Annotated in this window: 24 protein-coding genes; 16 read left to right on the forward strand and 8 right to left on the reverse strand. The window is 65.8% G+C overall.

The window, feature by feature from the left end; translation table 11 throughout:
- Positions 1 to 56: 56 nt before the first annotated feature.
- The 11 genes from nifK to nifW all read left to right on the forward strand — a co-directional run bounded on the left by nifK (position 57) and on the right by nifW (position 9,805).
- On the forward strand, positions 57 to 1,589 hold the full coding sequence (nifK, locus tag ACV4UZ_RS06135) for a nitrogenase molybdenum-iron protein subunit beta (protein WP_491600022.1): 1,533 nt from the start codon (positions 57 to 59) through the stop codon (positions 1,587 to 1,589).
- A 203-nt stretch (positions 1,590 to 1,792) separates the two neighbouring features.
- Positions 1,793 to 3,043: a hypothetical protein gene (locus ACV4UZ_RS06140; protein WP_491600023.1), complete on the forward strand. Its 1,251-nt coding sequence runs from the start codon at positions 1,793 to 1,795 to the stop codon at positions 3,041 to 3,043.
- Positions 3,044 to 3,195: 152 nt separating this feature from the next.
- Positions 3,196 to 4,578 (forward strand): nitrogenase iron-molybdenum cofactor biosynthesis protein NifE, encoded by a 1,383-nt coding sequence (gene nifE / locus ACV4UZ_RS06145; protein ID WP_491600024.1) that lies wholly within the window; start codon positions 3,196 to 3,198, stop codon positions 4,576 to 4,578.
- Positions 4,578 to 5,936 carry a nitrogenase iron-molybdenum cofactor biosynthesis protein NifN gene (gene nifN / locus ACV4UZ_RS06150; RefSeq protein ID WP_491600025.1) on the forward strand — a complete coding sequence of 453 codons (1,359 nt, stop codon included), beginning with the start codon at positions 4,578 to 4,580 and terminating at the stop codon, positions 5,934 to 5,936. Before nifE ends, nifN begins: the two co-directional genes overlap by 1 nt.
- 49 nt (positions 5,937 to 5,985) lie before the next feature.
- Positions 5,986 to 6,405 (forward strand): nitrogen fixation protein NifX, encoded by a 420-nt coding sequence (nifX, locus tag ACV4UZ_RS06155; RefSeq protein ID WP_491600026.1) that lies wholly within the window; start codon positions 5,986 to 5,988, stop codon positions 6,403 to 6,405.
- Between the two features lie 17 nt (positions 6,406 to 6,422).
- Positions 6,423 to 6,872, forward strand: coding sequence for a NifX-associated nitrogen fixation protein (locus tag ACV4UZ_RS06160; protein WP_491600027.1), 450 nt, complete (start codon positions 6,423 to 6,425; stop codon positions 6,870 to 6,872).
- Positions 6,873 to 6,902: 30 nt separating this feature from the next.
- Entirely contained in the window at positions 6,903 to 7,199 is a 297-nt protein-coding gene (gene fdxB, locus ACV4UZ_RS06165; protein WP_491600028.1) for a ferredoxin III, nif-specific, read from the forward strand.
- A gap of 112 nt (positions 7,200 to 7,311) precedes the next feature.
- Positions 7,312 to 7,932 carry a nitrogen fixation protein NifQ gene (locus ACV4UZ_RS06170; protein WP_491600029.1) on the forward strand — a complete coding sequence of 207 codons (621 nt, stop codon included), beginning with the start codon at positions 7,312 to 7,314 and terminating at the stop codon, positions 7,930 to 7,932.
- A 78-nt stretch (positions 7,933 to 8,010) separates the two neighbouring features.
- Entirely contained in the window at positions 8,011 to 8,349 is a 339-nt protein-coding gene (locus ACV4UZ_RS06175; RefSeq protein ID WP_085373212.1) for a HesB/IscA family protein, read from the forward strand.
- Between the two features lie 11 nt (positions 8,350 to 8,360).
- Positions 8,361 to 9,500: a homocitrate synthase gene (nifV, locus tag ACV4UZ_RS06180; protein ID WP_491600030.1), complete on the forward strand. Its 1,140-nt coding sequence runs from the start codon at positions 8,361 to 8,363 to the stop codon at positions 9,498 to 9,500.
- Positions 9,497 to 9,805, forward strand: coding sequence for a nitrogenase-stabilizing/protective protein NifW (gene nifW, locus ACV4UZ_RS06185; RefSeq protein WP_491600031.1), 309 nt, complete (start codon positions 9,497 to 9,499; stop codon positions 9,803 to 9,805). The genes nifV and nifW overlap by 4 nt, the downstream gene beginning before the upstream one ends.
- A gap of 714 nt (positions 9,806 to 10,519) precedes the next feature.
- Here nifW and clpB read toward each other — a convergent pair.
- Complete coding sequence (clpB, locus tag ACV4UZ_RS06190; protein WP_491600032.1) at positions 10,520 to 13,111, reverse strand: ATP-dependent chaperone ClpB; 2,592 nt, start codon at positions 13,109 to 13,111, stop codon at positions 10,520 to 10,522.
- 8 nt (positions 13,112 to 13,119) lie between these two features.
- Positions 13,120 to 13,389 carry a hypothetical protein gene (locus ACV4UZ_RS06195; protein WP_491600033.1) on the reverse strand — a complete coding sequence of 90 codons (270 nt, stop codon included), beginning with the start codon at positions 13,387 to 13,389 and terminating at the stop codon, positions 13,120 to 13,122.
- A gap of 209 nt (positions 13,390 to 13,598) precedes the next feature.
- Between ACV4UZ_RS06195 and ACV4UZ_RS06200 the strand changes: the two genes are divergently transcribed.
- On the forward strand, positions 13,599 to 14,270 hold the full coding sequence (locus tag ACV4UZ_RS06200; RefSeq protein ID WP_491600034.1) for a Crp/Fnr family transcriptional regulator: 672 nt from the start codon (positions 13,599 to 13,601) through the stop codon (positions 14,268 to 14,270).
- A 31-nt stretch (positions 14,271 to 14,301) separates the two neighbouring features.
- Here the strand turns inward: ACV4UZ_RS06200 and ACV4UZ_RS06205 are convergent, their stop codons facing one another.
- Positions 14,302 to 15,096: an undecaprenyl-diphosphate phosphatase gene (locus ACV4UZ_RS06205; RefSeq protein WP_491600035.1), complete on the reverse strand. Its 795-nt coding sequence runs from the start codon at positions 15,094 to 15,096 to the stop codon at positions 14,302 to 14,304.
- 157 nt (positions 15,097 to 15,253) lie between these two features.
- Between ACV4UZ_RS06205 and ACV4UZ_RS06210 the strand changes: the two genes are divergently transcribed.
- Positions 15,254 to 15,658, forward strand: a complete 405-nt coding sequence (locus ACV4UZ_RS06210; RefSeq protein ID WP_491600036.1) for a bacteriohemerythrin — start codon at positions 15,254 to 15,256, stop codon at positions 15,656 to 15,658.
- A gap of 644 nt (positions 15,659 to 16,302) precedes the next feature.
- On the opposite strand, the gene ACV4UZ_RS06215 is transcribed toward ACV4UZ_RS06210, so the two are convergent.
- From ACV4UZ_RS06215 to ACV4UZ_RS06225, 3 genes are all read right to left on the reverse strand, one after another.
- Entirely contained in the window at positions 16,303 to 17,253 is a 951-nt protein-coding gene (locus ACV4UZ_RS06215) for an NADP-dependent oxidoreductase (RefSeq protein WP_491600037.1), read from the reverse strand.
- Positions 17,254 to 17,387: 134 nt separating this feature from the next.
- Complete coding sequence (locus ACV4UZ_RS06220) at positions 17,388 to 18,890, reverse strand: benzoate-CoA ligase family protein (RefSeq protein ID WP_491600038.1); 1,503 nt, start codon at positions 18,888 to 18,890, stop codon at positions 17,388 to 17,390.
- A gap of 59 nt (positions 18,891 to 18,949) precedes the next feature.
- Positions 18,950 to 20,104 carry an ABC transporter substrate-binding protein gene (locus tag ACV4UZ_RS06225; RefSeq protein WP_491600039.1) on the reverse strand — a complete coding sequence of 385 codons (1,155 nt, stop codon included), beginning with the start codon at positions 20,102 to 20,104 and terminating at the stop codon, positions 18,950 to 18,952.
- 174 nt (positions 20,105 to 20,278) lie between these two features.
- On the opposite strand from ACV4UZ_RS06225, the gene ACV4UZ_RS06230 reads away from it, so the two are divergent.
- From ACV4UZ_RS06230 to ACV4UZ_RS06240, 3 genes are all read left to right on the forward strand, one after another.
- Entirely contained in the window at positions 20,279 to 20,989 is a 711-nt protein-coding gene (locus ACV4UZ_RS06230; protein ID WP_491600040.1) for a FadR/GntR family transcriptional regulator, read from the forward strand.
- Positions 20,990 to 21,084: 95 nt separating this feature from the next.
- Positions 21,085 to 22,545, forward strand: coding sequence for a pyruvate kinase (gene pyk / locus ACV4UZ_RS06235; protein ID WP_491600041.1), 1,461 nt, complete (start codon positions 21,085 to 21,087; stop codon positions 22,543 to 22,545).
- Positions 22,546 to 22,623: 78 nt separating this feature from the next.
- Positions 22,624 to 23,581 (forward strand): IS630 family transposase gene (locus ACV4UZ_RS06240; RefSeq protein WP_491599710.1). Its coding sequence is split into 2 segments (ribosomal slippage): positions 22,624 to 22,955 and positions 22,954 to 23,581, totalling 960 coding nucleotides; the frame shifts between segments, so codons are not numbered across the junction.
- Positions 23,582 to 23,808: 227 nt separating this feature from the next.
- Here the strand turns inward: ACV4UZ_RS06240 and ACV4UZ_RS06245 are convergent.
- Both ACV4UZ_RS06245 and ACV4UZ_RS06250 read right to left on the reverse strand, forming a co-directional pair.
- Positions 23,809 to 25,494, reverse strand: a complete 1,686-nt coding sequence (locus ACV4UZ_RS06245) for a cation acetate symporter (RefSeq protein ID WP_491600042.1) — start codon at positions 25,492 to 25,494, stop codon at positions 23,809 to 23,811.
- On the reverse strand, positions 25,494 to 25,850 hold the full coding sequence (locus ACV4UZ_RS06250) for a DUF485 domain-containing protein (protein WP_491600043.1): 357 nt from the start codon (positions 25,848 to 25,850) through the stop codon (positions 25,494 to 25,496). Before ACV4UZ_RS06250 ends, ACV4UZ_RS06245 begins: the two co-directional genes overlap by 1 nt.
- Positions 25,851 to 26,059 lie beyond the last annotated feature (209 nt).

Below are 26,059 nucleotides of genomic sequence, written 5' to 3' on the forward strand. Positions count from 1 at the left end.
TCCTCCCCGCACCGCCCAAAAGCCGGGGGTGCGGGGAGTTGAGAAGGAGAGAAGTCATGCCTCAGAGCGCCGAAAAGACCAAGGATCACGTCACGCTGTTCAGCGAGCCTGAATACAAGACGATGTTCGCCGAGAAGAAGGCCCAGTTCGAGTGCCGCCCCACCGACGAGGCGGTCGCCGCCCAGGCCGAGTACACCAAGACCTGGGAATACCGCGAGAAGAACTTCGCCCGCGAGAAGGCCGTCATCAACCCGGCCAAGGCCTGCCAGCCGCTGGGCGCGGTGTTCGCCGCCCAGGGCTTCGAGGAGACCATGCCCTACGTGCACGGCTCCCAGGGCTGCGTCGCCTACTTCCGCTCGCACCTCGCCCGCCACTTCAAGGAGGCGGTGCCCTGCGTGTCCGACTCCATGACCGAGGACGCGGCGGTGTTCGGCGGCCTGAACAACCTGGTGGACGGCCTGCAGAACTGCACCAGCCTCTACAAGCCCAAGATGGTGGCCGTCTCCACCACCTGCATGGCGGAAGTCATCGGTGACGACCTGTCGGCCTTCATCGCCACCGCCAAGGAAAAGGAAGCGGTCCCGGCCGACTTCGCCGTCCCCTTCGCCCACACCCCCTCGTTCGTCGGCAGCCACACCACCGGCTACGACAACATGATCAAGGGCATCCTCAACTACTTCTGGGAACGCGAGTCCGAGAAGACCCGCGGCAAGGTCACCGAGAAGATCAACATCATCCCGGGCTTCGACGGCTATGCCGTCGCCAACAACCGCGAGCTGAAGCGCTACCTCGACACCATGGGCGTCGAATACACCTTCATCTCCGACGTGTCGGACATCTACGACACCCCCTCCGACGGCACCTACCGCATGTATGACGGCGGCACCAAGCTGGACGACGTGCGCAAGGCCATCGACGCCAAGGCCACCATCGGCCTGCAGCACGACTGCTCGGTCAAGTCGCTGGAATACATCGAGACCAAGGGCCAGCCCACCGCCACCTTCCGCTATCCCATGGGCGTGGCCGGCACCGACGCCCTGCTGATGAAGTTCTCGGAACTGTCGGGCAAGCCGATCCCCGAGAGCATCGAGAAGGAGCGCGGCCGCCTGGTCGACGCCATCGCCGACAGCCAGGCCTACCTGCACGGCAAGAAGGTCGCCCTGTTCGGTGATCCCGACTTCGTCTACGGCATGGCCGCCTTCCTGCTGGAAATGGGCTGCGAGCCCCTGCACTGCCTGGCCACCAACGGCGGCAAGGAATGGACCGCCGCCATGGAAGCCCTGCTGGCCTCCTCGCCCTTCGGCGCCGGCTGCAAGGTCTACGCCGGCAAGGACCTCTGGCACATGCGCTCGCTGCTGTTCACCGAGCCCACCGATCTGCTGATCGGCAGCTCCTACGGCAAGTACCTGGAGAAGGACACCGGCATTCCGCTGATCCGCCTGACCTTCCCCATCTTCGACCGTCACCACCACCACCGCTTCCCCACCCTGGGCTACCAGGGCGCGCTGCGGGTCCTGGTGGAGATCCTGGACCGTATCTTCGAGGCCACCGACGCCTCGAGCGATATCTCCTTCGACCTCACGCGCTGATCTCCCAACCCTTCCAAAAAGCGTGTGAGGACCGCCCCGGAGAGGAACCCGCCCTCTCCGGGGCTCTTCTTTTGGCTGACGGAATGTGATCGAACATTCTTTTTGTTGATTTACACCAGAAGACAATCGCAAAAGTGTTGATCACCTCCCAATACGCGTGAAGAGTCGTCCATCGGATGAATGACCACTCGCAGGAGGGAGAGATGGCACACATGAAAGTTGCACTGATTTTGCCGGCGCTGCTGCTTGGCGCCTGCGCCACCCACTCCGGCGAGCGGCTGGCGCCCGATGGCGAGAAGGGGGCCGTCAAGGCCTCGATGCCCTATATCCGGTTCAAGGTGGACGAGGGCAACAAATGCTCGGCGGTCACCCCCGACACCAAGCTGAATTCCCAGCTGGGCAGCTACTACATCCGCCTGGGGGCGATCTATTCCAGCGCCGGCACCCCCGCCTCCATGTCCTATGACAGCCGCACCCGCCCCGCCATCATCCGGGCGCTGTGGTCCACCAACGCCTCGTTCTCGCTGTCGGCGATCATCAACGTGGACAGCCAGCCCGCCTACAGCAACGTCACGGTTCCCCTTTACGTCGTGTCGCACGAGAGCGGGCAGAAGGGGGAAAGCTTCGCCACCAACCTGGAAATGATGTGGCAGAACACCTTCATAAAGGTGCAGCCCGGCAGCACCCTCAACGTCCAGTTCGAGGGCAAGGTCTCCGACAAGGTGGAGACCGCGGCGCTGAGTGCCGGCCTGCGCGTCGCCAAGGTAGCGACCGGCGCCATCGCCCCCGAGGCCAAGATTCTCACCACCCTCAACCAGAACCGCCTGCAAACCGAAGCCAAGCTGTGGGATGCCGCCCTGGGAGAGCTGTTCTCGCAGAATGCCAGCGAGACCCTCCGGGTGATCACCAGCCCTTCGCAGGTCGGCAACAAGTCGTGCGGCGTCCTCACCGTCTATGCCCCCGGCCAGGCCGAGACCCTGGACCCCACCCGCAAGATCGGGGAATGGCGCGTCGGCATCAATGACTGGCGCCGCTCGCTGTTTTCCGAGAATTCCTGCCTGCTGCGCGGCCTGGATGCCAAATGCGCCACCGACGTCATCAACGAGCTCACCCCCGCCCGCGTCCTCAGTGAACCGGTGGGCGCCGGCAAGACCGTCGCCACCTATCTGAAGGACGAGGACGTGGTCGGCGTGGCGACCACCAAGGCCGCCAAGGACGCCAAGAACCCCGACGCCACCACGTTCTGCCGCAGGCTCAACAACGCCCTGGTCACCTTGGGGCTGACCGACATCGATGCCCGGATCGGGCTGTGGGCCTACATCTCCGGCCAGCCCCTGCCCGGTGATTCCGCCACCACCCTTGCCAGGAACGACGAGTGCAAGGCCATCATAAGGCCGTTCAGCTTCGGTGGGGCGAACACCCAGACCACCCTCAATCCGGACGCTCCCGGCTGACCTGTTTTCCGGGAATGATCCCGACACCGGCCATTGTCGCACTTGCGACAATGGCCGGTTGGCATTTGAGCGCCCCCCAGCATTTCCGCCATTCCTGATGGTGGCACGGCCCTTGCGAGTCGGACCTCGAACCGTTTCAAGCGAGGCCCACCATGCTGAAGGCCAAGATCGCCGAACTGATGAACGAGCCCGGTTGCGCCAAGAACCAGGCCAAGTCCGAGGGTGAGCGCAAGAAGGGCTGCGGCAAGTCGCTGACGCCGGGCGCCGCGGCCGGCGGATGCGCCTTCGACGGCGCCAAGATCGCGCTGCAGCCCATCACCGACGTGGTCCATCTGGTCCACGGCCCCATCGCCTGCGAGGGCAATTCCTGGGACGGCCGCAATTCGTGGAGCACCGGCGGCGATCTCTACCGCAAGGGCTTCACCACCGACCTCACCAACCTGGACATCATCGCCGGCGGCGAGAAGAAGCTCTACAAGGCCATCAAGCAGGCCATCGCCCGGCACAATCCTCCGGCCGTGTTCGTCTACCAGACCTGTGTCGGCTCGCTGATCGGCGACGACGTGGACGCCGTCTGCCGCGCCGCCACCCAGCGCCTGGGGACTCCGGTCATCCCCATCAACTCGCCCGGCTTCGTCGGCTCCAAGAATCTCGGCAACCGTCTGGGCGGCGACGCCCTGTTCGAGCATGTGATCGGCACGGTGGAGCCCGACGATTCCGGCCCCTGCGACATCAACATCCTGGGCGAATACAACGTGGCGGGTGAGCTGGACCAGTTCCGCCCCCTGCTGGCCAAGCTCGGCATCCGGCTGCGCGCCTCCATCACCGGCGACGCCCGCTACCGCGAGGTGGCGGCGGCCCACACCGCCAGGGCCAACATGGTGCTGTGCTCCCAGGCGCTGGTGACCCTGGCGCGCAAGATGAAGGAGAAGTGGGGCATCCCCTACTTCGAAGGCTCGTTCTACGGCATCTCCGACACCTCCGACGCGCTCAGGAACATCGCCCGCATGCTGATCGAGCGCGGCGCCGATCCGTCGCTTGCCGATCGCACCGAAGCGCTGATCAAGGAGGAGGAGGCCAAGGCCTGGGCGCGGCTCGAGCCCTACAAGGCCCGTCTGGCGGGCCGCAAGGTGCTGCTCTACACCGGCGGCGTCAAAAGCTGGTCGGTGATTCAGGCCCTGCAGGAAGTGGGCATGGAAGTGGTGGGCTCGTCGGTGCGCAAGGCCACCGGCGAAGACAAGAAGAAGGCCCTCGAACGCCTGGGCGGCGACGAGGACAAGCTGGCCGACGCCATCACGCCGCGCGACATGTACGCCATGTTCAAGGAGGGCAAGGCCGACATGATGCTGTCGGGCGGGCGTTCCCAGTTCGTGGCCCTGAAGGCCCGCACCCCCTGGATCGACATCAATCAGGAGCGCCACCACGGCTACGCCGCCTATGACGGCATGGTCGCCCTGGTGCGCGCCATCGATCTGTCCATCAACAGCCCCATCTGGGCGCAGGTCCGCGCCCCCGCCCCCTGGGAGAATTCGTGATGGCCCTCATCGTCGACCACAACAAGGCGCTTTCCACCAGCCCTCTCAAGGTCAGCGCTCCCTTGGGCGCCGCCCTGGCCTTCATGGGCATGAAGGGCTGCCTGCCCATGTTCCACGGCTCCCAGGGCTGCACCGCCTTCGCCCTGGTGATGATGGTCAGGCACTTCCGCGAGGCCATCCCGTTGCAGACCACCGCCATGAACGAGATCAGCACCATCCTGGGCGGCATGGACCAGGTGGAGGAAGGGCTGCTCAACATCGCCAAGCGCGCCAAGCCGGAAATCATCGGCCTGATCTCCACCGCGCTGACCGAGACCAGGGGCGAGGACATGGCCGGCGACGTCAAGGTCATCCGCGCCCGCAACAAGGAGCTGTCGGACATCGCCGTGGTGGACGTCTCGGCCCCCGACTTCTCCGGCTCGCTGGAGACCGGCTGGGGCAAGGCGGTGACCGCCATCATCAAGTCCCTGGCGCGCCCCGCCGGCAACCACGCCAAGCTGGACCGGGTCAACCTGCTGCCCGGCGCCCACCTCACTCCCGGCGATGTCGAGGCCCTGAAGGACATCATCGCCGATTTCGGCCTGGAAGCCATGGTGCTGCCCGACCTCTCGGACTCGCTGGACGGCCACGTCCCCGATGCCTACACCCCCACCACGCTGGGCGGCACCCCCATCGCCGGGGTGCGCGAGATGGGCCGCGCGCGCCTCACCATCGCCATCGGCGAACACATGCGCATCGCCGCCAGGACCGCCGAGGACATCACCGGCGTTCCCTCCATCGTGCTCGACCGGGTCACCGGCCTGGACGCCGTGGACCGCCTGATGGTCTGCCTGTCCACCGTGGCCGGCATCCCGGTTCCCGCCCGTCAGCGCCGCGCCCGCTCGCAGCTGGTGGATGCCATGCTGGACGGTCACTTCTATTTCGGCGGCCGGTCGGTCGCCATCGCCGCCGAGCCCGCCCTGCTGTGGAGCATGGGCCGGCTCGCCACCGACATGGGCGCCACCATCGCCGCCGCCGTCACCACCCAGCCCGTCCCCATGCTGGCCGAACTGGCCGCCGAGCGGGTGATCGTCGGCGACTTCGAGGATCTGGAGGACCAGATCCTGGAGGCCGGCGGGGCCGACCTGATCATCGCCAATTCTAACGGCCGCCAGGTGGCGGCCCATCATGGCATTCCGCTGTTCCGCGCCGGCTTTCCGGTATTCGACCGTCTGGGCGCCGCCCACCTGACCACGGCCGGCTACCGGGGCACCCGCGACCTGATCACCCAGCTGGGCAACATCCTGATGGAGCGCCCCGGACATGCCCACGAGACGCCGGAGCACGCCCATGGCCACCAGAGTGCTGCGGCTGGTTGATCCAGCCGCTCCCGCCACAGGATCGCGACCGAAGATCAAAGGAGGTCACATGAGAATTGCCGTCGCCACCCACGACCGCCAGCGCGTGGACGCCCATTTCAACGGCGCCCGCACCTTCATGTTCTACGATGTCGGCCCCGAGGGTCATACCTTCCTGGAAGCCATCCAGTTCGATGACGTCAGCGACGAGAGCGGCGTTCACCGCGAGGACGGCGAGGATCGGCTGACCATCAAGATCAACGCCCTGGAAGGCGCGTCGCTGCTGTTCTGCCGCGCCATCGGCGGCCCGGCCGCCGCCCGGGTGGTCCGCGCCCGCGTCCATCCCATCAAGCTGCCCACCGACGAGGCCATCTCCGACGTCATCGACCGGATCAGCACCATGCTGAAGGGCAACCCGCCGCCCTGGCTGAGGAAGGCCATGCGCGATGGCGAGGCCGGCGACGAACGCTTCATCGACGACGACGAATAGCCCCAGGAGTTCCGCCCATGACCGCCACCGCCGCCACGCAGCCCGCCTTCATCAAGAGCCTGTTGATGTTCATCCGCGCCCACGACCAGTCGGGCGCCTGGGAATCCGAGCCCGACGAGGTGGTGCTGGAACCCTATATCCTGTCCAAGGAACAGCGCCGCGAGATCCCCCTGTTCGGCGATCCCGACCCCGACATCCTGTGGCGGGTGGAGCAGTTCTTCAACGCCATCGCCATGGCCATCGAGACCCAGTCGGGCCATGCCGTCGCCCCCATCATGAAGATTCATCATGAAGGCTGGGGCCGGGTGATCCTCACCGCCGGCAAGCTGGTGGCGGTCAACGCCTATCTGCGCGAACTGCACCGCTTCGGCTTCGACTCGGTCGAGGAGATGGCCGCGCGGGCGCAGAAATACATCGATGAGGGCGTCGCCACCATCGCGAAATTCCCCGAAGTCGCCGCCGCCTGAACCAACCTTAAGCAAAGAGAGGGTCTTGCCATGTCGTTCCGTACCTTCACCACCCGCGATGGCACTCCCTGGGTGCCGAAGTACCTCACCGCCATCTCCGACGAGCTGTGCATCGGCTGCGGCCGCTGCTTCAAGGTCTGCACCCAGGCGGTCATGAAGCTGATGGGCATCAACGAGGATGACGAGATGTGCGACCCCTTCGACGATTCGGAGGAAATCGTGCGCAAGGTCATGACAATGGACAAGCCCGGCAGCTGCATCGGCTGCGGTTCGTGTCAGGCGGTCTGCGGCACCAACGCCCAGACCCACGAGGCGGTCGCGGCCTGACCTGCCGTCAAGGTCGTCATGGCCGGGCTTGACCCGGCCATCCATGGACCCCCGGGTCAAGCCCGGGGGTGACGAAATCAGGAAGAACGGCGACGAAGCAAGGAGGACAGCGATGGCCAAGGAAACCTACTCCCGCCTGATGTCCGGCCCGGGAAGCGGCGACCCGTTCGACCGCCACCTGTTCGCCTGCGCCATCGCCATGGCCCTGTCCAGCCCGGGGGAGAGCCTGACCGTCGGGCTTGGGCTTTCCGAGGAATGCCTGGCCGCCCTGGTGGGACGGCACTTCCCGCACGCCCCGGGCCTGCTGTCGGGCCTGTCGCTGGACGGCCACGGCGACGAGCCCCTGACCATCGAGGAGCCGGACCTGCGTTCCCTGCTGCTGGAGCACCGCACCCGCGGCCTGATCGAGGAGGAATGGCTGGCCCATATCGTGGCGCGGCGCTGCCTGGGTTCCAACCATCTGTGGCAGGATCTGGGCCTGACCGGGCGCGCCGACCTTTCGGGGCTGATGCGCCGCCACTTCCTCGGCCTGGCCGAGCTGAACAGCCGCGACATGAAGTGGAAGAAGTTCTTCTACCGCGAACTGTGCCAGCGCGAAGGCGTCGTGATCTGCAAATCGCCCAATTGCGAGGTCTGCACCGACCACGCCCATTGCTTCGGGGCCGAGGACGGCGTGGCACTGCTTGTCGCAAAGCCGACAATGTCGGATTCCGCCCCGGTGAGAAGCATTTGATTTCAATGACTTAGTACTTGGCACCTTTCTTGCTAATCCAGGTTCACAGACATTCCATCCGGCTAGGAGGACAAAGTCATGATGAACCTGACCGACAAGGCCATCGACGTCATCCGCGAGGTCTGCAACGGCGAGTTCCAGGGTCTTCGGATCATGGTCAACAAGGGCTGCTCGGGCTTCTCCTACAACATGGGCCTTGAGGAAGCCGCCGCCGAGGGCGATCAGGTCCTGGAATTCTCCGACGTCAAGGTGTTCCTCGACCCCGGCTCGGCCCTGTGGCTGACGGGCGCCACCATGGATTACGTGGACAATTCGTCCATGGGGTCCGGCTTCGTGTTCGACAATCCCAACCAGCCCCCCGCCCCCACCGCCACCTCGGGCGGCGGCTGCTCCTGCGGCATCAAGACCTGCGGCTGAGGAGAGCGGCCATGCCCGCCCCGGTGATCATGAACGACACCACGTTGCGGGACGGCGAGCAGACCGCCGGCGTCGCCTTCAGCCTGGAGGAAAAGCTGGACATCGCCAGGGCGCTGGACATCGCCGGCGTTCCCGAGATCGAGGTGGGCATTCCCGCCATGGGACCCGAGGAGCAGGCCGCCATCCGCAAGGTGGCAGGTCTCGGCCTCAACGCCCGCCTGATCGCCTGGTGCCGCATGCTGGACGACGACCTGGAGGCGGCCGCCTCGTGCGGAATCGCCACCGTCAACCTGTCCATCCCGGTCTCCGATCTGCAGCTGGCCGCCAAGCTGGGCCGCGACCGCGCCTGGGCGCTGGAGCATATCGGAATCATGGTGGCCAAGGCCCGCGCCATGGGCTTCGCGGTGCTGGTGGGCGGCGAGGACAGCTCGCGCGCCGATCCCGCCTTCCTGGCCCAGGTGGTGCGGGCCTGCGAGGCGGCGGGAGCACAGCGTTTCCGCTTCGCCGACACCCTGGGCATCATGGACCCCTTCGCCGTGCATGACGCCTTCAAGGCCTTGCGGACCGCCTGTTCCATCGAGCTGGAAATCCACGCCCACGACGATCTGGGGCTGGCCACCGCCAATTCCCTGGCCGCCGTGCGGGGCGGGGCCACCCATGTCAGCACCACCGTCAACGGCCTGGGCGAGCGGGCCGGCAACGCGCCGCTGGAGGAAGTGGTGGTGGCGCTGGGCCACCTTTACGGCAAGGAGACCGGCATCGACAAGCGCCAGCTGGGCCGCGTTTCCCGTCTGGTGGCCGACGCCTCGGGCCGCCCGGTGCCGGTGGACAAGAGCATCGTCGGCGAGAACATCTTCACCCACGAATCGGGTATCCACGTCAGCGGCCTGCTGCGCGATCCCCGCACCTATCAGGCGCTCGACCCCGCCGAGCTGGGCCGCGACCACCGGCTGGTCCTGGGCAAGCATTCGGGGCTCACCTCGGTGCTGCACGCCTGCCGCGAGATCGGCCTGGAAGTGGATACGGCGAAAGCCCGCGCCATGCTGGCCGAGGTGCGCCGCCATGCCTCCAATACCAAGACCGTTCCCACCGCCGACGATTTGCGCCGCTTCGCCGGCACCGCCACCGCCCTCATGGGAGCCCTGTCATGATCCTCGACACCCTCGCGTCCCTGTCTTCCGCCGAGCAGTTCTTCGAGACCCTGCGCGTGCCCTTCGATCCCTCGGTGGTCAATGTCAGCCGCCTGCACATCCTGAAACGCTTCAAGGAGGTGCTGCGCAGCGCCGATCTGGATGGTCTGGCCGAATACGAGGTGGAGGCGGTGTGCCGCGCCGCCCTGATCGAAGCCTACGAGGATTTCGCCGAAGGGCGTGGCGTCAAGACCTTCAAGGTCTTCAAGGACGCCCATCCCGGCTTCGTCGCCTTGAGCGAGATTCGGCCCATGGCGGCGCGGTAGGGGCCCTCACCCCTTTAATTCCTGAAATCGTCATGCCCGGACTTGTTCCACTGCTGTCCGGTTCAATTGCCTGGATTCTGGCGGACGGGTTTTTTCACCACCAAGACACCAAGGACACCAAGAGGACATTCCAGGTGCGTCGTGCCCGGACTTGTTCCGGGCATCCACGCCCATCGGCGGGGACTATTGTTTCATAAGGCATTCCAGCGGATCCGCGTGGATGGCCGGGACGATGCCCGGCCATGACGGTGAGGTTGGGCGGGGCGATCCGCTCCGTCCTCTTGGTGTCCTTGGTGTCTTGGTGGTTGAAGAGGCTTTTTCCGTATCCCCATTCCGGTGGAGCCATCTCAAACCAAGCCTGGGCAAGGCAAGAGACCAGTGCTGGCCGAATTAAACCGGGCACCCGTGGACTTGTTCCGGGCATCCACGCCTGTCCGCCACGCGGACGGCAAAGCCCTGGCACCACGTGGATCACCGGGTCAAGCCCGGTGATGACGAATTCAAACTGCTGGAATCGAGCCCCCCGAAAAGGCGATCGGGCCGCCGCTTTCGCGACGGCCCGACCAGACCGGTACTCCCGGGGGGGATGGGGGGGGAGAGGAGCACCGGCAAGACTTGGAACCCGGCTTCTAGCACGAGCGGGAAAAGCTGCGCCACAAATTCAGCTACCGCATACCGGAATAGCAGCTATGTCCTTCCGTGCAGGTCGGATATTCACACCTGAGCATCTGTAATTCTTCCGTTCAGGAGCAGCCCTCCCTCGCCCGCCGTGACCGCCACGGTGTCGCCGTCCTTGACCGTCCCTTCCAGAATCTGCCCGGCCAGGGGATTCTGCAGGGCGCGCTGGATCACCCGTTTCAGGGGCCGGGCGCCGTAGACCGGGTCGTAGCCCTTTTCCGCCAGCCATTCCATGGCGGCGGTGTCGAGCGCCAGGGTGATCTTGCGGTCGGCCAGCAGCACCCGCAGGCGCTTGAGCTGGATGTCGACGATGCCCGACATGTCGCCGCGTCCCAGGCGGTGGAACAGCAGGATCTCGTCCAGGCGGTTGAGGAATTCGGGGCGGAAGCTGGCGCGCACCACCTCCATGACCTCGGCGCGGACCTCGGCCGAATCGTGGCCTTCCTCCTGATTGGCGAGAATCTCCGAACCCAGGTTGGAGGTCAGCACGATCAGGGTGTTGCGGAAGTCCACCGTGCGGCCCTGACCATCGGTCAGCCGCCCGTCGTCCAGGACCTGCAGCAGCACGTTGAAGACGTCGGGGTGGGCCTTTTCCACCTCGTCGAACAGGATCACCTGATAGGGCCGGCGCCGCACCGCCTCGGTCAGCGCGCCCCCTTCCTCGTAGCCCACATAGCCGGGCGGCGCGCCGATCAGGCGGGCCACCGAGTGCTTTTCCATGTACTCGCTCATGTCCATGCGGACCATGGCGGTCTCGTCGTCGAACAGGAACTCGGCCAGGGCCTTGGTCAGCTCGGTCTTGCCCACGCCGGTCGGCCCCAGGAACAGGAACGAGCCGATGGGGCGGTTGGGGTCCTGCAGGCCGGCACGGGCCCGGCGCACGGCGTTGGACACCGCCACCAGCGCCTCGTTCTGGCCGACCACCCGGGTCTTGAGGCGGGATTCCATGCCCAGCAGCTTGTCGCGCTCGCCCTGGAGCATCTTTTCCACCGGAATGCCGGTCCAGCGGGAAACCACGGAAGCGATGTGCTCCTCGGTCACCGATTCGGTCAGCATGCGTTGGCCCGAGGCGCCGCCGCCTTCCAGACGCTTCTCCAGATCGGGAATGACCCCGAACTTCAGCTCGCCGGCCCTGGCCCAGTTGGCGGAGCGCTCGGCATTGGCCAGTTCGAGGCGGGCTTCCTCCAGCCGTTCCTTGATCTTGGTGGAATCGGCCAGCTGGCTCTTTTCCGCCCGCCAGCGCTCGGACATCTCCGAGGATTCCTTCTCCAGCTGGGTGAGCTCCACCTCCAGCTTGCCCAGGCGGTCGCGCGATCCGGCATCGCTCTCCTTCTTCAAGGCCTCGCGCTCGATCTTCAGCTGGACGATGCGGCGGTCCAGCTCGTCCAGGGCCTCGGGCTTGGAATCGATCTGCATGCGCAGCCGGGATGCCGCCTCGTCCACCAGGTCGATGGCCTTGTCGGGCAGGAAGCGGTCGGTGATGTAGCGGTTGGACAGGGTCGCCGCCGAGACCAGGGCGCCGTCGGCGATGCGCACCCCGTGGTGCAGCTCGTACTTCTCCTTCAGGCCGCGCAGGATGGAGACGGTATCCTCCACCCCCGGCTCGGAGACGAAGACCGGCTGGAAGCGCCGCGCCAGGGCGGCGTCCTTCTCCACGTGCTTGCGGTACTCGTTCAGCGTGGTGGCGCCGATGCAGTGCAGCTCGCCGCGCGCCAAAGCCGGCTTCAGCAGGTTGGAGGCGTCCATGGAGCCTTCCGCCGCCCCCGCCCCGATCAGGGTGTGCATCTCGTCGATGAACAGAATGACCTCGCCATTGGCGGCGGTCACTTCGGTCAGGACGGCCTTCAGGCGTTCCTCGAACTCGCCCCGGAACTTGGCGCCGGCCACCAGGGCGCCGAGGTCGAGGACCATCAGGCGCTTGTTCTTCAGCGTCTCGGGCACGTCGCCGTTGACGATGCGGCTGGCCAGCCCTTCCACGATTGCGGTCTTGCCCACGCCGGGCTCGCCGATCAGCACGGGATTGTTCTTGGTGCGGCGGCTCAACACCTGGATGGTGCGGCGGATTTCCTCGTCGCGGCCGATCACCGGGTCCAGCTTGCCGTCGCGGGCGGCCTGGGTCAGGTCGCGGGCGTACTTCTTCAGGGCGTCGTAGCTGTCCTCGGCCGAGGCCGAATTGGCCTTGCGGCCCTTGCGCACATCCTCGATGGCGTGGTTGAGACCCTGGGGCGTCAGCCCGGCATCGGCCAGCGCCTTGGCGGCCGGCGTGCCGGTGGCCAGGGTCAGGGCCAGCAGCAGGCGCTCGGCGGTGACGAAGGAATCGCCGGCCTTGTCGGCCAGCTGCACCGCCTGATCCAGCAGGCGCGCCAGTTCGGGGGTCAGGTGGACGCCGCCGGCGCCGGGACCTTCCACCTTGGGAAGCTTGCCCAGTTCGGTCTCGATCCCCTTCAGCGCCTTGGCCGGGTCGCCCCCGGCGGCGCGAATCAGGTTGGCGGCCAGGCCTTCCCTGTCGGCCAGCAGGACCTGGGCCAGATGTTCCGGGGTCAGGCGCTGGTGGCCGCTGCGCAGCGCCAGGGTCTGGGCCGATTGAATGAAGCCCTTGCAGCGTTCGGTGAACTTCTCGAAATCCATTGTTGCCCTCATCGTTCGAGCGGCGGCTGGCTCACCCCTTGAGATAGGCGATGATCCAGGCGGTTGTCTTGTCTCCGCTTGATATGGAGTGATTCGGCGAGGCCGCAAGCGCGATGGAAGTGCCGCATCACGAATCCGTCAAATCCCTCAGGCAGAATATGGTTGAAGCGCCCGCCCTCCACTTCCAAACTGACGGCGGCCAGGGATTTGCCGGCCCGATTCCATCGAGAATCGTTAAAATTCAGATTAAAATGTAATCTCGCCGCAATGTTGAACATCCGATGATTTTTGCCCTTTTTTTGCACCGCACAAGACTAGGCCGTCCGTATGATTTTAGAACTATTCCTTATCGAATATTTTTTGCTTGATTTGAATCGCCGATCATCCTGACATCTGCCAGGCTATATTCCTGACGAGGGAGAGCGGAATGGGCGCGTCGAAGACTTGCAGCGGATGTGAGGCGTGGTCCTCGCCTCGACGCGAGCCGATGCGCGAGGTGCTGGGAATGCGCTGCCCGTTCCCCACCCTGTCGTCGCGCTTTTCCCTGGCCAAGGGCAAGAACCTCTATCATCAGGGCGATCTGGTGGCGGGCGCCTATTCCCTGGCCGCCGGCATGGTGGCGCTGGAGCGGGTGGACGAAGACGGTGATCTGGTCATCCTCAAGATCCTTCATCCCGGCGCCTTCTTTCCCTGCGCCAACATGCTGGGCGGCGGCATTCACGAAAGCTCGGCCCGCGCGCTGACCGAAATCACCGGCTGCTTCGTCCCGGCCGAACGCCTCAACACCGCCCTGCAGGAGGACCCCTCGGTCGGTCTGGCGCTGCTCAAGCTCAGTTCCGCCGAAATCCGCGAGAACGAGGACGCCATCTTCCGCCTGTGCAGCGCCGACCTGCCCGACCGGGTGCTGTCCACCCTGGCCACCCTGGCCACCGAAACCGGCGGGCGGGACGCCAACGGCGACCTGTCGCTAACGCTGCCCATCTCGTGGCGGGATCTGGCCGCCATGGTGGGGACCGGCCCCGAGGTGATCTCGCGGCTGCTGCGGCGCCTGGCCGAGGCCGGCCGCCTCAGCTTCCACGGCCGCCACGTCACCCTTCACGCCGCGCCGTCCCGCCACGTCCCCCTGTCCGGCCCCGGCGGCCCGCTCTCCTACTCCTGACCAACGGCATTTCGTTGCGAAGTCGTCTCAGTCAGCGGGCGAGGATCAGCACCATCATCACCGAGCCGAAGGCGATGCGGTACCAGGCGAACGGGGAGAAGCCGTGGCGCCCGACGAAGCCGATGAACCCCCGCACCACCACCAGGGCCGAGAAGAACGCCGCCACGAAGCCGATGGCGATCAGGCCGGCCCCGTCGAAGGAGATGTCCGCCCAGTTCTTGTACAGCGAATAGGCCGAGGCGCCGCACATGGTGGGAATGGCCAGGAAGAACGAGAACTCGGCCGCCGCGCGACGGTCGAGGCCCAGCAGCATGGCGCCCAGGATGGTGGCGCCGGCCCGCGACACGCCGGGAACCATGGACAGCAGTTGGCAAAGCCCCACGCCGAGCGACAAGGCCGGGGACATGTCCTCGATGTCGTGGACGCGGGCGCGCTTGGCCAGGCGCTCGACGGCCAGGATGGCGAAGCCGCCCACCACCAGGGCCACGGCGGCGACCAGGGGCGAATCGAGCATCTGCTTGATGTACTTGTAGGCCACGGCGCCGACCACCGCCGAGGGCAGGAAGGCCAGCAGCACATTGCGCACGAAGGCGAAGGAGCGCGGCTGGTTCAGCGTGACCGCCACGTCCCACAGCCGCTCCCGGAACACCCAGCACACCGCCAGGATGGCGCCCAGCTGGATGACGATCTCGAAGGTCTTGCCCGACGACCCCTGAAAGCCGAGCAGATCGCCCACCAGCATCAGGTGGGCGGTGCTGGACACCGGCAGGAACTCGGTCAGCCCCTCGACGACGCCGAGGAGAAGGGCTTCGAACATGGCGAGCATGATGGATCCGTCCGGGGTTGCTTCGGCGGCGGATCATGGTGGGCGCCGGGCCTTTTCGCAACCGTTAAACATATGGCGCGGGAGAGGCTTGCCGCCGGGCGGCACTTGACCTAAGACTCTTGGACAGGTCGAATCCAGTCGGGAGCAAGGTGGGGCGATGTCTCTGATCGAATGGGACCCGTCATTCAGTGTCGGTTCGGCCCGCATGGACGCCGACCATCAAAAGCTCATCAGCCTGCTCAACCGCCTGTACGACGCCTGGCACGGCGGCGAGAGCATCGCCGAGCTGGGCTGGCTGTTCGATGAATTGCTGGCCTATGCCGACACCCATTTCGCCGCCGAGGAAATGGCGCTGAAGTCGCGCAACTATCCCCGCCTGGAAAAGCAGCAGGATGACCACGTCCGGCTCAAGGACTCGGTCATGGCCTTCCGCGACCGCCATCTGGCCGGCGAGACCCCGGACGCCCTGACCACCGAGATGACCGCCTTCCTCAAGGCCTGGCTGCTGGAACACATCCTGGGCGAGGACATGCTGTATCGCACCTATTTCAAGGGCGAGTGATTCCAAACGGCCTTTGAAGTGCCCCGTCCTGTCATCCTGACGCCCAAAGGGCGGAAGGATCTTTCAGCCGCAGACGGAACCGCTTGCACCTGAAAGATGCTTCGGCTTCGCCCACGGGTGTTCGGTTTACTTCTGCAAGCACTGGTCTCTTGCCTTGCCCAGGCTTGGTTTGAGATGGCTCCACCGGAATGGGGATACGGAAAAAGCCTCTACAACCACCAAGACACCAAGACACCAAGAGGACGGAGCTGATCGCCCCGCCCAACCTCACCGTCATGGCCGGGCATCGTCCCGGCCATCCACGCGGATCCGCTGGAATGCCTCATGAAACAATAGTCCCGGCGGATGGGCGTGGATGCCCGGAACAAGTCCGGGCACGACGCACCTGAAATGTCCCCTTGGTGTCCTTGGTGTCTTGGTGGTGAAAAAAAAACGTCCGCCAGCACCCAGGCAATTGAACCGGACGGCAGTGGGCTTCGCCTCAGCATGACAGGTCAATTCATTTGCCGGCTGGTATGATACCGCAGACTTGATTTGTCATCCCGAACGCAGTGAGGGATCTCGTCCTGGGGCGGCTAATCCGAACCGGCCCCAATGGTCCAGGCGGAGATCCCTCGCACATGCTCGGGATGACATGAGGCGTTTCAGCCGATGGTCAGGACGATCTTGCCGCGCACATGCCCGGTGGAGGACAGGTCCAGGGCCTCGGCGGCCCGGGCGAGCGGCATCTCGACGATGTCGGGGACCCGCAGCACACCCTGTTCGGCCAGCGAGGCCAGGCGCCGCAGATGGCCGGCATCGGGCTTGACGAAGACGTACTTGCAGCGGATGCCGAGACGTTCGGCCAGATCCTTGTCGGTCTTGTCGGTGATGGAGACCAGGATGCCGCCCGGCTTCACCGTCTCGTAGGATCGAGTCAGCACCTCGCCGCCCACCGTGCCGAAAGCCATGTCCACGCCCTCGGGCGTCAGGGCGCGGGTGGCGGCGACGAAATCCTCGGCCGCGTAGTCGATGACGTGGTCGGCGCCCAGTGCCCGGACGTAATCGTGATTGGCGGCCTGGGCGGTGGCGATCACCCTCGCCCCCACCCACTTGGCGATGGGAACGGCGAAGCCGCCCACTCCCCCCGCCCCGGCATGGATCAGCACGCATTGGCCGGAACGCAATTGCGCCACCTCCAGCAGGGACTGCCAGGCGGTCAGCGCCGCCAGCGGCACGGTCGAGGCCTGGGCGAAGGTGTAATTGGCCGGCATGGGGGCGACGCCGTCGGCGCTCATCACCACGTATTCGGCGTAGGTGCCCCATTGGATGTCGGGCTTGCGGCAGAACGCCCACACCCGCTCACCCAGGGACAGGCCGGTGACGCCGTCCCCCAGCGCCGCGATGGTGCCGGCGGCGTCCCAGCCGGGAATCAGAGGGAACTTGCAGGGAAACAGCCGCGCCAGCCCGCCTTCCCTGATCTTCCAGTCCACCGGATTGACCCCGGCGGCATGGATGCGGATCAGCACCTCGCCGGGTCCGGGCGACGGCGTCCCGATCTCGTCGAGGCGCATCACCTCGGGCCCACCGAACCGGTCGCAGAGGATGGCTTTCATGGCGGGACTCCTTCCTATCGGGCTATCGCCCGGACCCATCCGGGGCAATGCCCCGGCCCCCATTTATATTCAAAAATAAGGGAGGCTTGGAGGCTTGCCTCCAACCGGGGCCGGGGCGGGAGCCCCGTGTCTTCCTAAGCCCCCGCCTCCCGCAGCTTGAACCGTTGCACCTTGCCGGTGGCGGTGCGGGGGATGACCTCCAGGAAGCGGACATTGCGCGGGCATTTGTAGATGGCCAGCTTGGAGCGCAGGGTCTCGACGATGCGTTGTTCCAGCACCGGCTCGCGCTCGCCCGGCTCCGGCACGGCGTAGAGCACCAGACGCACCAGCCCGTCCTCGTTGGGAATGCCCACCGCCACGGCGTCGGCGACGCCGGGAACCATCAGGGCGGCCTCTTCCACTTCGGCGGGGCTGACCCACTGTCCCGAGACCTTGATCATGTCGTCGGAGCGCCCCTGCGGGCTCCACCAGCCCTCGGCATCGACGCTGAACACGTCGCCGGTCTTCCACCAGCCGTCCTTCAGCACCCGCTGGGTGACGTCGGGACGGTTGTGGTAGCGGCGGAACAGGGAGGCCATGCGCACCCACAGATCGCCGGGGGTGTCGGGCGTGGTGATGATCTCGCCCGATGGCGTCCGCAGCTGGGCCTCGGCCCAGGGCAGCGGCCGGCCACAGGCGCCGGGCTTCATGGCCTTGGGCGTGCTGGCGATGAACAGGAACAGCGCCTCGGTGGCGCCGATGCCTTCCAGCATCAGGCCGCCGGTCTCCTCCATCCAGCGGCGGCACAGCTCGGCCGGCAGGTTCTCACCCGCCGAGACCCAGGTGCGCACGCCCTTGAAGGCCTCGGAGGATGCCACTCCGTCCTTCAGCATGATGCGGTAAAGCGACGGCACCGACAGCACAACCTTGGGCCGGGTGCGGGTGATGACCTCGGCGGCGGCGGTCGCGTCGGGCCAGCCCTGATGCAGCACCAGGGTACCGCCCACCCGCAGCGCGCCGATCAGGCAATGACCCAGGGGATAGGCGAAGAACAGCTTGGAGGTGGAAAAGATGCGGTCGCCGGGCTCGAGGCCCAGATTCTCGCGCACGTGGCGCTCGCCCAGCGCGATGGAGCCGTGGACGTGAACGGCGCCCTTGGGCTGGCCGGTGGTGCCCGAGGTGTACATCCACAGGGCCGAATCCTCCGCCCCCATGTCCGCCGAGGCCAACTGGTCCGGGGCGCCGTCCAGGAAGGCGTCGAACTGGTCGGTGGTGACCATGCGGGCCGAGGCATGGGCCAGGGCCAGGGATTCGGACGCCAGGTCCTTCAGCGCGTTCTCGGCCAGCAGCAGCGGCGAGCCGCTGTCACCCAGGGCGTGGGACAGGTCCTTGGCCGCCAGGCGGGTGTTGAGCGCCACCGCCACCAGCCCCGCCTTCATGGCGCCCAGATAGGCGGCCACCAGTTCGGGGCCGTCGTCGAGCAGCAGCAGGACCGGCTGCTGGCGCCGGACCCCGGCGGCCAGCATGGCGTTGCCGAAGCGGCAGGCCAAGCGGTTCAGCTGGTCGTAGGTCAGGGTCCGCTCACCGCAGATGATGGCAAGGCTCTCCCCGCGGCCCGAGCCGAGGCTGGGGCCGAGAATGTCGTCGGCAGCATTCATGATGCGATTCCAGAAAATGGGGCGGGCCACCGGGGCGGCCCGCCCGTGTCGATGTCCGACTATTCCACCAGGACCCAGTCACCGTTCTTGATCTCGACCATTTTGAAGGATTCGAGACCCAGACCCATGTGGTCGGTGGGCGAGTAGTTGTAGATGCCGGTGGTGGCGACGAAGTCCTTGGTCTGCTCGATGGCGTCGCGGACCTTGGCCTTGTCGGTGGTGCCGGCCCGCTTGAAGGCGTCCACGGCCATCATCAGGGCGTCGAGTCCGTGACCGGGCAGCGGGCTGACTTCCAGCGGCTTGTTGCGCTCCTCGTATTCCTTCTTGAACGCCATGGTGATGGCCTTCTGGCGATCGTTGGCGGGCAGCTGCTCGGCCACCGCCTGGGCGCCGGCCGGCAGGCGGGTGCCATCGGCGGCGGTGCCGACCAGACGCAGGAACTCCTTCGAGGCCACGCCGTGGGACTGGTAGACCGGAAGGGTCAGGCCCAGCTGCTTCAGGTTCTTGGTGGCCACGGCGGGGCCGGTGCCGGTGCCGAAGATGAACAGGGCCTGGACACCGGGGGTGCCGCGGATCTTGGTCAGCTGCGGGGTGACGTCGGGGTCCTTGGGCGAGTAGACCTCGTCGATCAGGATCTCGACGCCGTACTGGGGCGCCAGCTTGACCGTCTGGTCATGGCCCGACTTGCCGAAGCCGACGTTTTCCGACAGCAGGGCGATCTTGGTCAGGCCGCGCTTCTTCAGGTCGGCCAGCACCTTCTCGGCGGCCAGCCGGTCCGATTGCGGGAACTTGAAGGTCCACTTGCGCACCGGATCGCCGATGGCGGTGCCGCCGCCCAGCGACATGTACGGAATCTCGGCGCGCTCGATCAGGCCGAGCACCGCCATGGAGGTGGGCGTGCCCGATCCGCCGATGATGATGTCCACCTTGTCGTTGTCGATCAGGCGCTTGACGAAGGTGGCGGCCTTTTCCGGCTCGGACCCGTCGTCATAGATGATGGCTTCGATCTTGCGGCCCAGCACGCCGCCCTGGGCGTTGACCTTGTCGATCATGTAGTCGAAGGTGCGCTTCTGGGGGTCGCCCATGGGCGACATCTGCCCGGTGACCGACAGGAACATGCCGATCTTGATGGGTTCGGCCGCGAAAGCGGCGGTCGCCGCGCAAACACCGGTCATCACCGCCAGGGCAGCCCCGGCCGTACGCTTCCAATTCATGAAGTTCCTCCCACTTCGTATGATTTATCCAGGCGAATCACTTCTTATTTTTGTCGGTATTGTAGTACCGAATTACGTAAAAGCGAAGTCCGAAAGTGCGCTCGCCACGGCTTGACGCCGCCTCGGGGTGGGCGCACCATCGCAAGCATAACAAAGAAATGGGGGGCATGGATCATGAACTCCAAGCCCAAGGCCGGAAACGGCACGCGCATATCGGATCAGGTCACCGACCGGATTCTCGCCCGCATCGCCTCGGGCGAGTGGGGCCCCGGCCATCGCCTGCCCGGCGAGCGGCAGTTGGCGGAGGAGATGGGGGTCAGCCGCGTCTCGATCCGCGCCGCGCTGCAATCGCTGAAGACCCAGGGACTGCTCGACGCCGTCCAGGGCGGCGGCACCAGGGTGATCGCCAGTTCGGCCGCCATGGACCCCGGCATGCTGGAACTGGTGCGGGTCAGCCGCGACAACCTGCACGACCTGGCGGAAATCCGCGCCATTCTCGAGGCCTGGGCGGTGGGGCGCGCCGCGCTGAACCGTTCGGACGAGGATCTGGCCGAACTGGCCCGCATCATGGCGGCCACCGAGGCCGACATCGCCGGCGGCGCCCACAAGAGCGAGAACGACGTCTGCTTCCATCTGGCCATCGCCAAGGCGTCGGGGTCGGGAATCTATCTCCACATCATGGCGGTGATTCGCGGCATCCTGCACCAGATGGTGGACTACCACCGCTACCAGCTGTTTCCCTCGCGCCAGGACGATCAGGTGATCCTGGGACAGCACCGCGCCATCTTCGAGGCGGTCAAGGCCAAGGACCCGGCAGCGGCCGAGGCGGCCATGCGCGCCCATCTGGGCTTCGTGCTGACCCGCTATACCCGACAGACGTTGTAATTTCGGAATTCCGTCACAAGGTGAAGCCATGGGCGTGGTTGCCGCCTTCGGCGCCTCTGCTATGCTGGGCGGCGGGAAGTACCATGGGGATTCATATGCGACGCGCACGCAATGCGAAGATCATCGCCACTCTCGGCCCGGCCTCCTCGACTCCCGAGGCCATCGAGGCCCTGTTCCTGGCCGGGGCCGACGTTTTTCGCCTGAATTTCAGCCACGGCAGCCACGACGACCACAAGAGCCGCATCTTCACCATCCGCGAACTGGAACGGAAGGTGAAGCGGCCCATCGCCGTCCTGGCCGACCTTCAGGGCCCCAAGCTCCGCGTCGGCGATTTCGAGGGTGGCCGCGCCCGCCTGGAGACCGGCGCCGCCTTCCGCCTGGACATGGACGACGCGCTGGGCACCGCCGCCCGGGCTCCGCTCCATCATCCCGAGGTGTTCGCGGCCTTGAAGCCCGGCAGCGATCTGCTGATCGATGACGGCAAGCTGCGCCTGACCGTGGAGACCTGTGGCCCCGATTTCGCCGAGACCCGCGTGGCGGTGGGCGGCGAGATTTCCAACCACAAGGGCGTCAACGTCCCGGGCGTCATGCTGCCCATCTCGCCCTTGACCGAGAAGGACCGCCGCGACCTGGAATTCGCCGTGGAGATGGGCGCCGACTGGATCGCGCTCAGCTTCGTGCAGCGGCCCTCCGACGTGCAGGAAGCGCGGCGCCTGATCGGCTCCTACGTGGGCTCGCGGGTGCGCATCCTGTCCAAGCTGGAAAAGCCCTCGGCCATCGAGCACCTGGCCTCGATCATCGAATGGTCGGACGCGGTGATGGTGGCGCGCGGCGATCTCGGCGTCGAATGCCCGCCCGAGACCGTTCCCATCCTGCAAAAGCGCATCATCAAGGCCTGCCGCCGGGCGGGCAAGCCGGTGGTGGTCGCCACCCAGATGCTGGATTCCATGGTCCATGCGCCCTCGCCCACCCGGGCCGAGGCCTCGGACGTGGCCACAGCCGTCTATGACGGCTCCGACGCGGTGATGCTGTCGGCGGAAACCGCCTCGGGCGAGTACCCGGTGGAGGCGGTCACCATGATGGACCGCATCATCCAGCAGGTGGAGCACGACAAGAACTATCAGATCATCACCGAGGCTTCCCGCCTCGATCCCGAGCACACCACCCGCGACGCCATCAGCGCGGCCGCCCGCCAGGTGGCCCATACCCTGGGCGCGGCGGCCATCGTCACCTTCACCTCGTCCGGTTCGACCACGCTGCGCGCCGCCCGCGAGCGGCCCGAGCAGCCGATCCTGTCGGTGACCGCCGACATCGAGGTGGCCCGCCAGATGGCCCTGGTGTGGGGAGCGCATTCCATCATGGCCAAGGATGTGCGCAGCTTCACCGAGATGGTGAGCAAGGCGGTGAACTTCGCTCAAAGCGAAGGCTTCGCCCGGGTGGGCGACCGGGTGGTGATCACCGCCGGCGTGCCCTTCGGGCACTCGGGCACCACCAATATCCTGCGCGTCGCCGAGGTGGAGGATCACGGCAACCACCACCGGCACAATTCCGATTAGAGCATCGGACCTGAAATCTGAATCGCAGGGGATTCCCTTGTAGGCGAAAAAGTGATTCAACCTCATTGGAGGTGGATCATGGGCAAATGGCTATCATCAGATCTTCGGGTCCGTGTTTACGGTAAGATCGAACACGGCGAATCGCGGCGAGCGGCGGCTCGGCATTTTGGAGTGAGCGCCGCGACCAGCGTCCGTCTTGCACAACGGATGGCGGCGACGGGTTCGTTGGAGCCCTTGCGGCAAGGCCGTCCGCCGGGCGGTGGTAAGCTGGCGGCCTTTGCCGCTCTTCTGACCGGCTGGGTGGAGGCGCAAGGCGACATCACGATGCCGGAACTGGCGGCCAAGCTGAAGGCCGAATGCGGCGTCACGGCCCACCCGGCGTCACTCTCGCGGTTTCTGATCGGGCAAGGCTTCAGCGTCAAAAAAAACGCTGCTGGCCACCGAAGCCGGTCGCGATGATGTGGTGGCGGAGCGCCGGACCTGGCTGAGCCACCGCCAGCCCCGGATGTGCCAGGAGCCTCACCGGCTGGCGTTCATCGACGAGACCGCCACCACCACCAAGATGACCCGGTTGCGGGGACGGGCACCGCGAGGGCAACGGTTCAAGGCCCGCGCGCCATTCGGCCACTGGGGAACCCAAACCTTCATCGCCGCCTTGCGCTGTGACGGTCTGACGGCACCCTGGATCATAAACGGCCCCATGAACCGACAAACCTTCGAGGTCTACGTCGAGACCCAACTGGCCCCGACGCTCCAGCCGGGCGACGTCGTCATCCTCGACAACCTCTCCAGCCATAAAAGCGAGAAGGCCAAGGCCATCCTCAAGGAGAGAGGCGCCTGGTTCCTGTTCCTACCCCCATACAGCCCAGACCTAAACCCAATCGAGATGGCCTTTGCCAAACTCAAGGCTCATCTCCGACGGATCGGCGCGCGCACCATCGACGACCTCTGGAAGGCCGTCGGCAATATCTGCGATCTCTACACCCCAGACGAATGCTGGAACTACCTCAGGGAAGCCGGGTATGTTTCAGATTAAACGCACGCCGCTCTAGCACGGCCTGATCCGTGGCCGGCCATCCTTCGGGGTGGCGGCCCGGCGGCCGGAAGGCCGCGCGCTCAAAAAAATAGATCCAGGCCACCGTGCGCCGCGTCCGGCGCAGGGCCCGCCCGCCCGGCCGGCGCCCGCTCCTTCGCACCACCCAAAAGAAAAGGGCCGCCGGAAATCCGGCGGCCCAGTCAAAAAGTGTGTTGCCTGTATCAGCCTTAGTGGCTGGCGGCGCCTTCGGCACCCAGGCCGGTCTCGGACCGGATGGACTGGGCTTCGTAGGCGGCGCGTTCGGCCTGGGCCTGCGGGCTGTTGTCGAGAACCGAGAACAGCCAGGAGAAGAAGAAGGCCCCCGGCACCGAGAACAGGGCCGGATAGGCGTAGGGGAACAGGGCTTCCTTGAAGCCGAAGCTCTGCACCCACACGGCCTTGGACAGGACGACCATGATCACCGACATCAGCAGGCCGATCATGCCGCCGAGCACGGCGCCACGGGTGGTGAGACCGCCCCAGAACATGGACAGGATCAGCACCGGGAAGTTGGCCGAAGCCGCGACCGAGAAGGTGAGCGCCACGATGAACGCCACGTTCTGCTTCTCGAAGACCAGGCCCAGCAGCACGGCGACGATGCCGAGAGCGATGGACGAGATCTTGGAGACGGTCACTTCCTTACCTTCGGTGGCCTGGCCGTGCATGATGACGCTGGCATACAGGTCGTGCGAGATCGCCGACGCGCCCGCCAGGGTCAGACCCGACACCACCGCCAGGATGGTGGCGAAGGCCACGGCCGAGATGAAGCCGAGGAACAGGTTGCCGCCGATGGCGTGGGCCAGCCACACCGCGGCCATGTTGTTGCCGCCCTTCAGGTCCAGGGAGCCGAGGCCCTTGGCCAGATACTCGGGATTGGTGGCCACCAGGGTGATGGCGCCGAACCCGATGATGAAGGTCAGGATGTAGAAGTAGCCGATGAAGCCGGTGGCGTAGAACACCGACTTGCGGGCCTCGCGCGCATCGGGAACGGTGAAGAAGCGCATGAGGATGTGCGGCAGGCCGGCGGTGCCGAACATCAGGGCCATGCCCAGCGAGATGGCGTCCACCGGATTGGTGACCAGGGCGCCCGGCGCCATGATCGCCACCTTCTTGGGATGAACCTCGATGGCCTTGACGAACATCTTCTCGAACGAGAAGCCGAAATTGTACATCACGCCGAGAGCGATGAAGGTCGCGCCGCCCAGCAGCAGGCAGGCCTTGATGATCTGCACCCAGGTGGTGGCGACCATGCCGCCGAAGGTGACGTAGATCATCATCAGCGCGCCGACGACGATAACCGCGTACAGGTAGTCCATGCCGAACAGCAGCTTGATCAGCTGGCCGGCACCGACCATCTGGCCGATCAGGTAGAAGATCACCACGATCAGCGAACCGGTGGCGGCGAAGGTACGGATGGGCGTGCGGGCCAGGCGATAGCCGCACACGTCGGCGAAGGTGTACTTGCCCAGATTCCTGAGACGCTCGGCGATCAGGAACAGGATGATCGGCCAGCCGACCAGCCAGCCCACCGAGAAGATCAGGCCGTCATAGCCCGAACCGTACACCAGGGCGGAAATGCCCAGGAACGAAGCGGCCGACATGTAGTCGCCCGCGATGGCCAGGCCGTTCTGGAAGCCGGTGATGCCACCGCCGGCGGCGTAGAAGTCGGCGGCGGTCTTGGTGCGGCCGGCCGCCCAGTAGGTGATGCCGAGGGTCGCGCCCACGAAGATCACGAACATGATGATGGCATGCCAGTTGGTGGCCTGCTTCTGGGCACCGCCCATGTCGGCGCCGGCCGCCAGGGCGGCGGTGGCGAGGAGCGCCGTGCCGCCGAAGGCGAGCGCGGACGCGATTGCGGTCTTGGTCATCTTCATCAGCGGGATTCCTCGATGATCTGGCGGTTCATTTCGTCGAACTCGCCATTGGCGCGGTAGACGTAGACACCGGTCAGCGCGATGGCCGACAGGATGACGCCCACCCCGATGGGGAAGCCGATGGTGGTGACGCCGGCGGCCGACAGCAGGGTGCCGAGCCAAGCCTTGTTGAAGGCGATGATGAGGATGAAGCCGAAATAGATGATCAGCATGATCACCGACAGCGTCCACGCGAAGGCGTTACGCTTGGCGACCAGTTCCTTGAACTTCGGATTGTTCCGAATGTGCTCGGCGCTCGCGAGATTCGCAGCCGAAGGTGCGTTATGTGAGCTCACTTTGACCCTCCACTTTGTCATCGCCGCCACCGGAAAGAGGCGGACGATTGTTGTTTTCAGCTCCCGGTCTTGTTGCCGGATTCAGCATTTTTAAGCGTGCAGGCGCACGAGGGCACCTATGCGTACGCGTCATACGCCCGCAGCTTGCCTGAGGCGACGGACCTCATTAACATCCGCTTCCTTTGGCGTCAACACCAACTGAAAGCACCTGATTTATTCAATAGGTTATT

Source organism: Paramagnetospirillum sp., assembly GCF_058402745.1.

Bases quoted from the DNA above. Each gene is read 5' to 3' on its own strand.
- nifK (WP_491600022.1), top strand. From the start codon at position 57: ATGCCTCAGAGCGCCGAAAAGACCAAGGATCACGTCACGCTGTTCAGC.
- ACV4UZ_RS06140 (WP_491600023.1), top strand. From the start codon at position 1,793: ATGGCACACATGAAAGTTGCACTGATTTTGCCGGCGCTGCTGCTTGGC.
- nifE (WP_491600024.1), top strand. From the start codon at position 3,196: ATGCTGAAGGCCAAGATCGCCGAACTGATGAACGAGCCCGGTTGCGCC.
- nifN (WP_491600025.1), top strand. From the start codon at position 4,578: ATGGCCCTCATCGTCGACCACAACAAGGCGCTTTCCACCAGCCCTCTC.
- nifX (WP_491600026.1), top strand. From the start codon at position 5,986: ATGAGAATTGCCGTCGCCACCCACGACCGCCAGCGCGTGGACGCCCAT.
- ACV4UZ_RS06160 (WP_491600027.1), top strand. From the start codon at position 6,423: ATGACCGCCACCGCCGCCACGCAGCCCGCCTTCATCAAGAGCCTGTTG.
- fdxB (WP_491600028.1), top strand. From the start codon at position 6,903: ATGTCGTTCCGTACCTTCACCACCCGCGATGGCACTCCCTGGGTGCCG.
- ACV4UZ_RS06170 (WP_491600029.1), top strand. From the start codon at position 7,312: ATGGCCAAGGAAACCTACTCCCGCCTGATGTCCGGCCCGGGAAGCGGC.
- ACV4UZ_RS06175 (WP_085373212.1), top strand. From the start codon at position 8,011: ATGATGAACCTGACCGACAAGGCCATCGACGTCATCCGCGAGGTCTGC.
- nifV (WP_491600030.1), top strand. From the start codon at position 8,361: ATGCCCGCCCCGGTGATCATGAACGACACCACGTTGCGGGACGGCGAG.
- nifW (WP_491600031.1), top strand. From the start codon at position 9,497: ATGATCCTCGACACCCTCGCGTCCCTGTCTTCCGCCGAGCAGTTCTTC.
- clpB (WP_491600032.1), bottom strand. From the start codon at position 13,111: ATGGATTTCGAGAAGTTCACCGAACGCTGCAAGGGCTTCATTCAATCG.
- ACV4UZ_RS06195 (WP_491600033.1), bottom strand. From the start codon at position 13,389: ATGTTCAACATTGCGGCGAGATTACATTTTAATCTGAATTTTAACGAT.
- ACV4UZ_RS06200 (WP_491600034.1), top strand. From the start codon at position 13,599: ATGCGCGAGGTGCTGGGAATGCGCTGCCCGTTCCCCACCCTGTCGTCG.
- ACV4UZ_RS06205 (WP_491600035.1), bottom strand. From the start codon at position 15,096: ATGCTCGCCATGTTCGAAGCCCTTCTCCTCGGCGTCGTCGAGGGGCTG.
- ACV4UZ_RS06210 (WP_491600036.1), top strand. From the start codon at position 15,254: ATGTCTCTGATCGAATGGGACCCGTCATTCAGTGTCGGTTCGGCCCGC.
- ACV4UZ_RS06215 (WP_491600037.1), bottom strand. From the start codon at position 17,253: ATGAAAGCCATCCTCTGCGACCGGTTCGGTGGGCCCGAGGTGATGCGC.
- ACV4UZ_RS06220 (WP_491600038.1), bottom strand. From the start codon at position 18,890: ATGAATGCTGCCGACGACATTCTCGGCCCCAGCCTCGGCTCGGGCCGC.
- ACV4UZ_RS06225 (WP_491600039.1), bottom strand. From the start codon at position 20,104: ATGAATTGGAAGCGTACGGCCGGGGCTGCCCTGGCGGTGATGACCGGT.
- ACV4UZ_RS06230 (WP_491600040.1), top strand. From the start codon at position 20,279: ATGAACTCCAAGCCCAAGGCCGGAAACGGCACGCGCATATCGGATCAG.
- pyk (WP_491600041.1), top strand. From the start codon at position 21,085: ATGCGACGCGCACGCAATGCGAAGATCATCGCCACTCTCGGCCCGGCC.
- ACV4UZ_RS06245 (WP_491600042.1), bottom strand. From the start codon at position 25,494: ATGAAGATGACCAAGACCGCAATCGCGTCCGCGCTCGCCTTCGGCGGC.
- ACV4UZ_RS06250 (WP_491600043.1), bottom strand. From the start codon at position 25,850: ATGACAAAGTGGAGGGTCAAAGTGAGCTCACATAACGCACCTTCGGCT.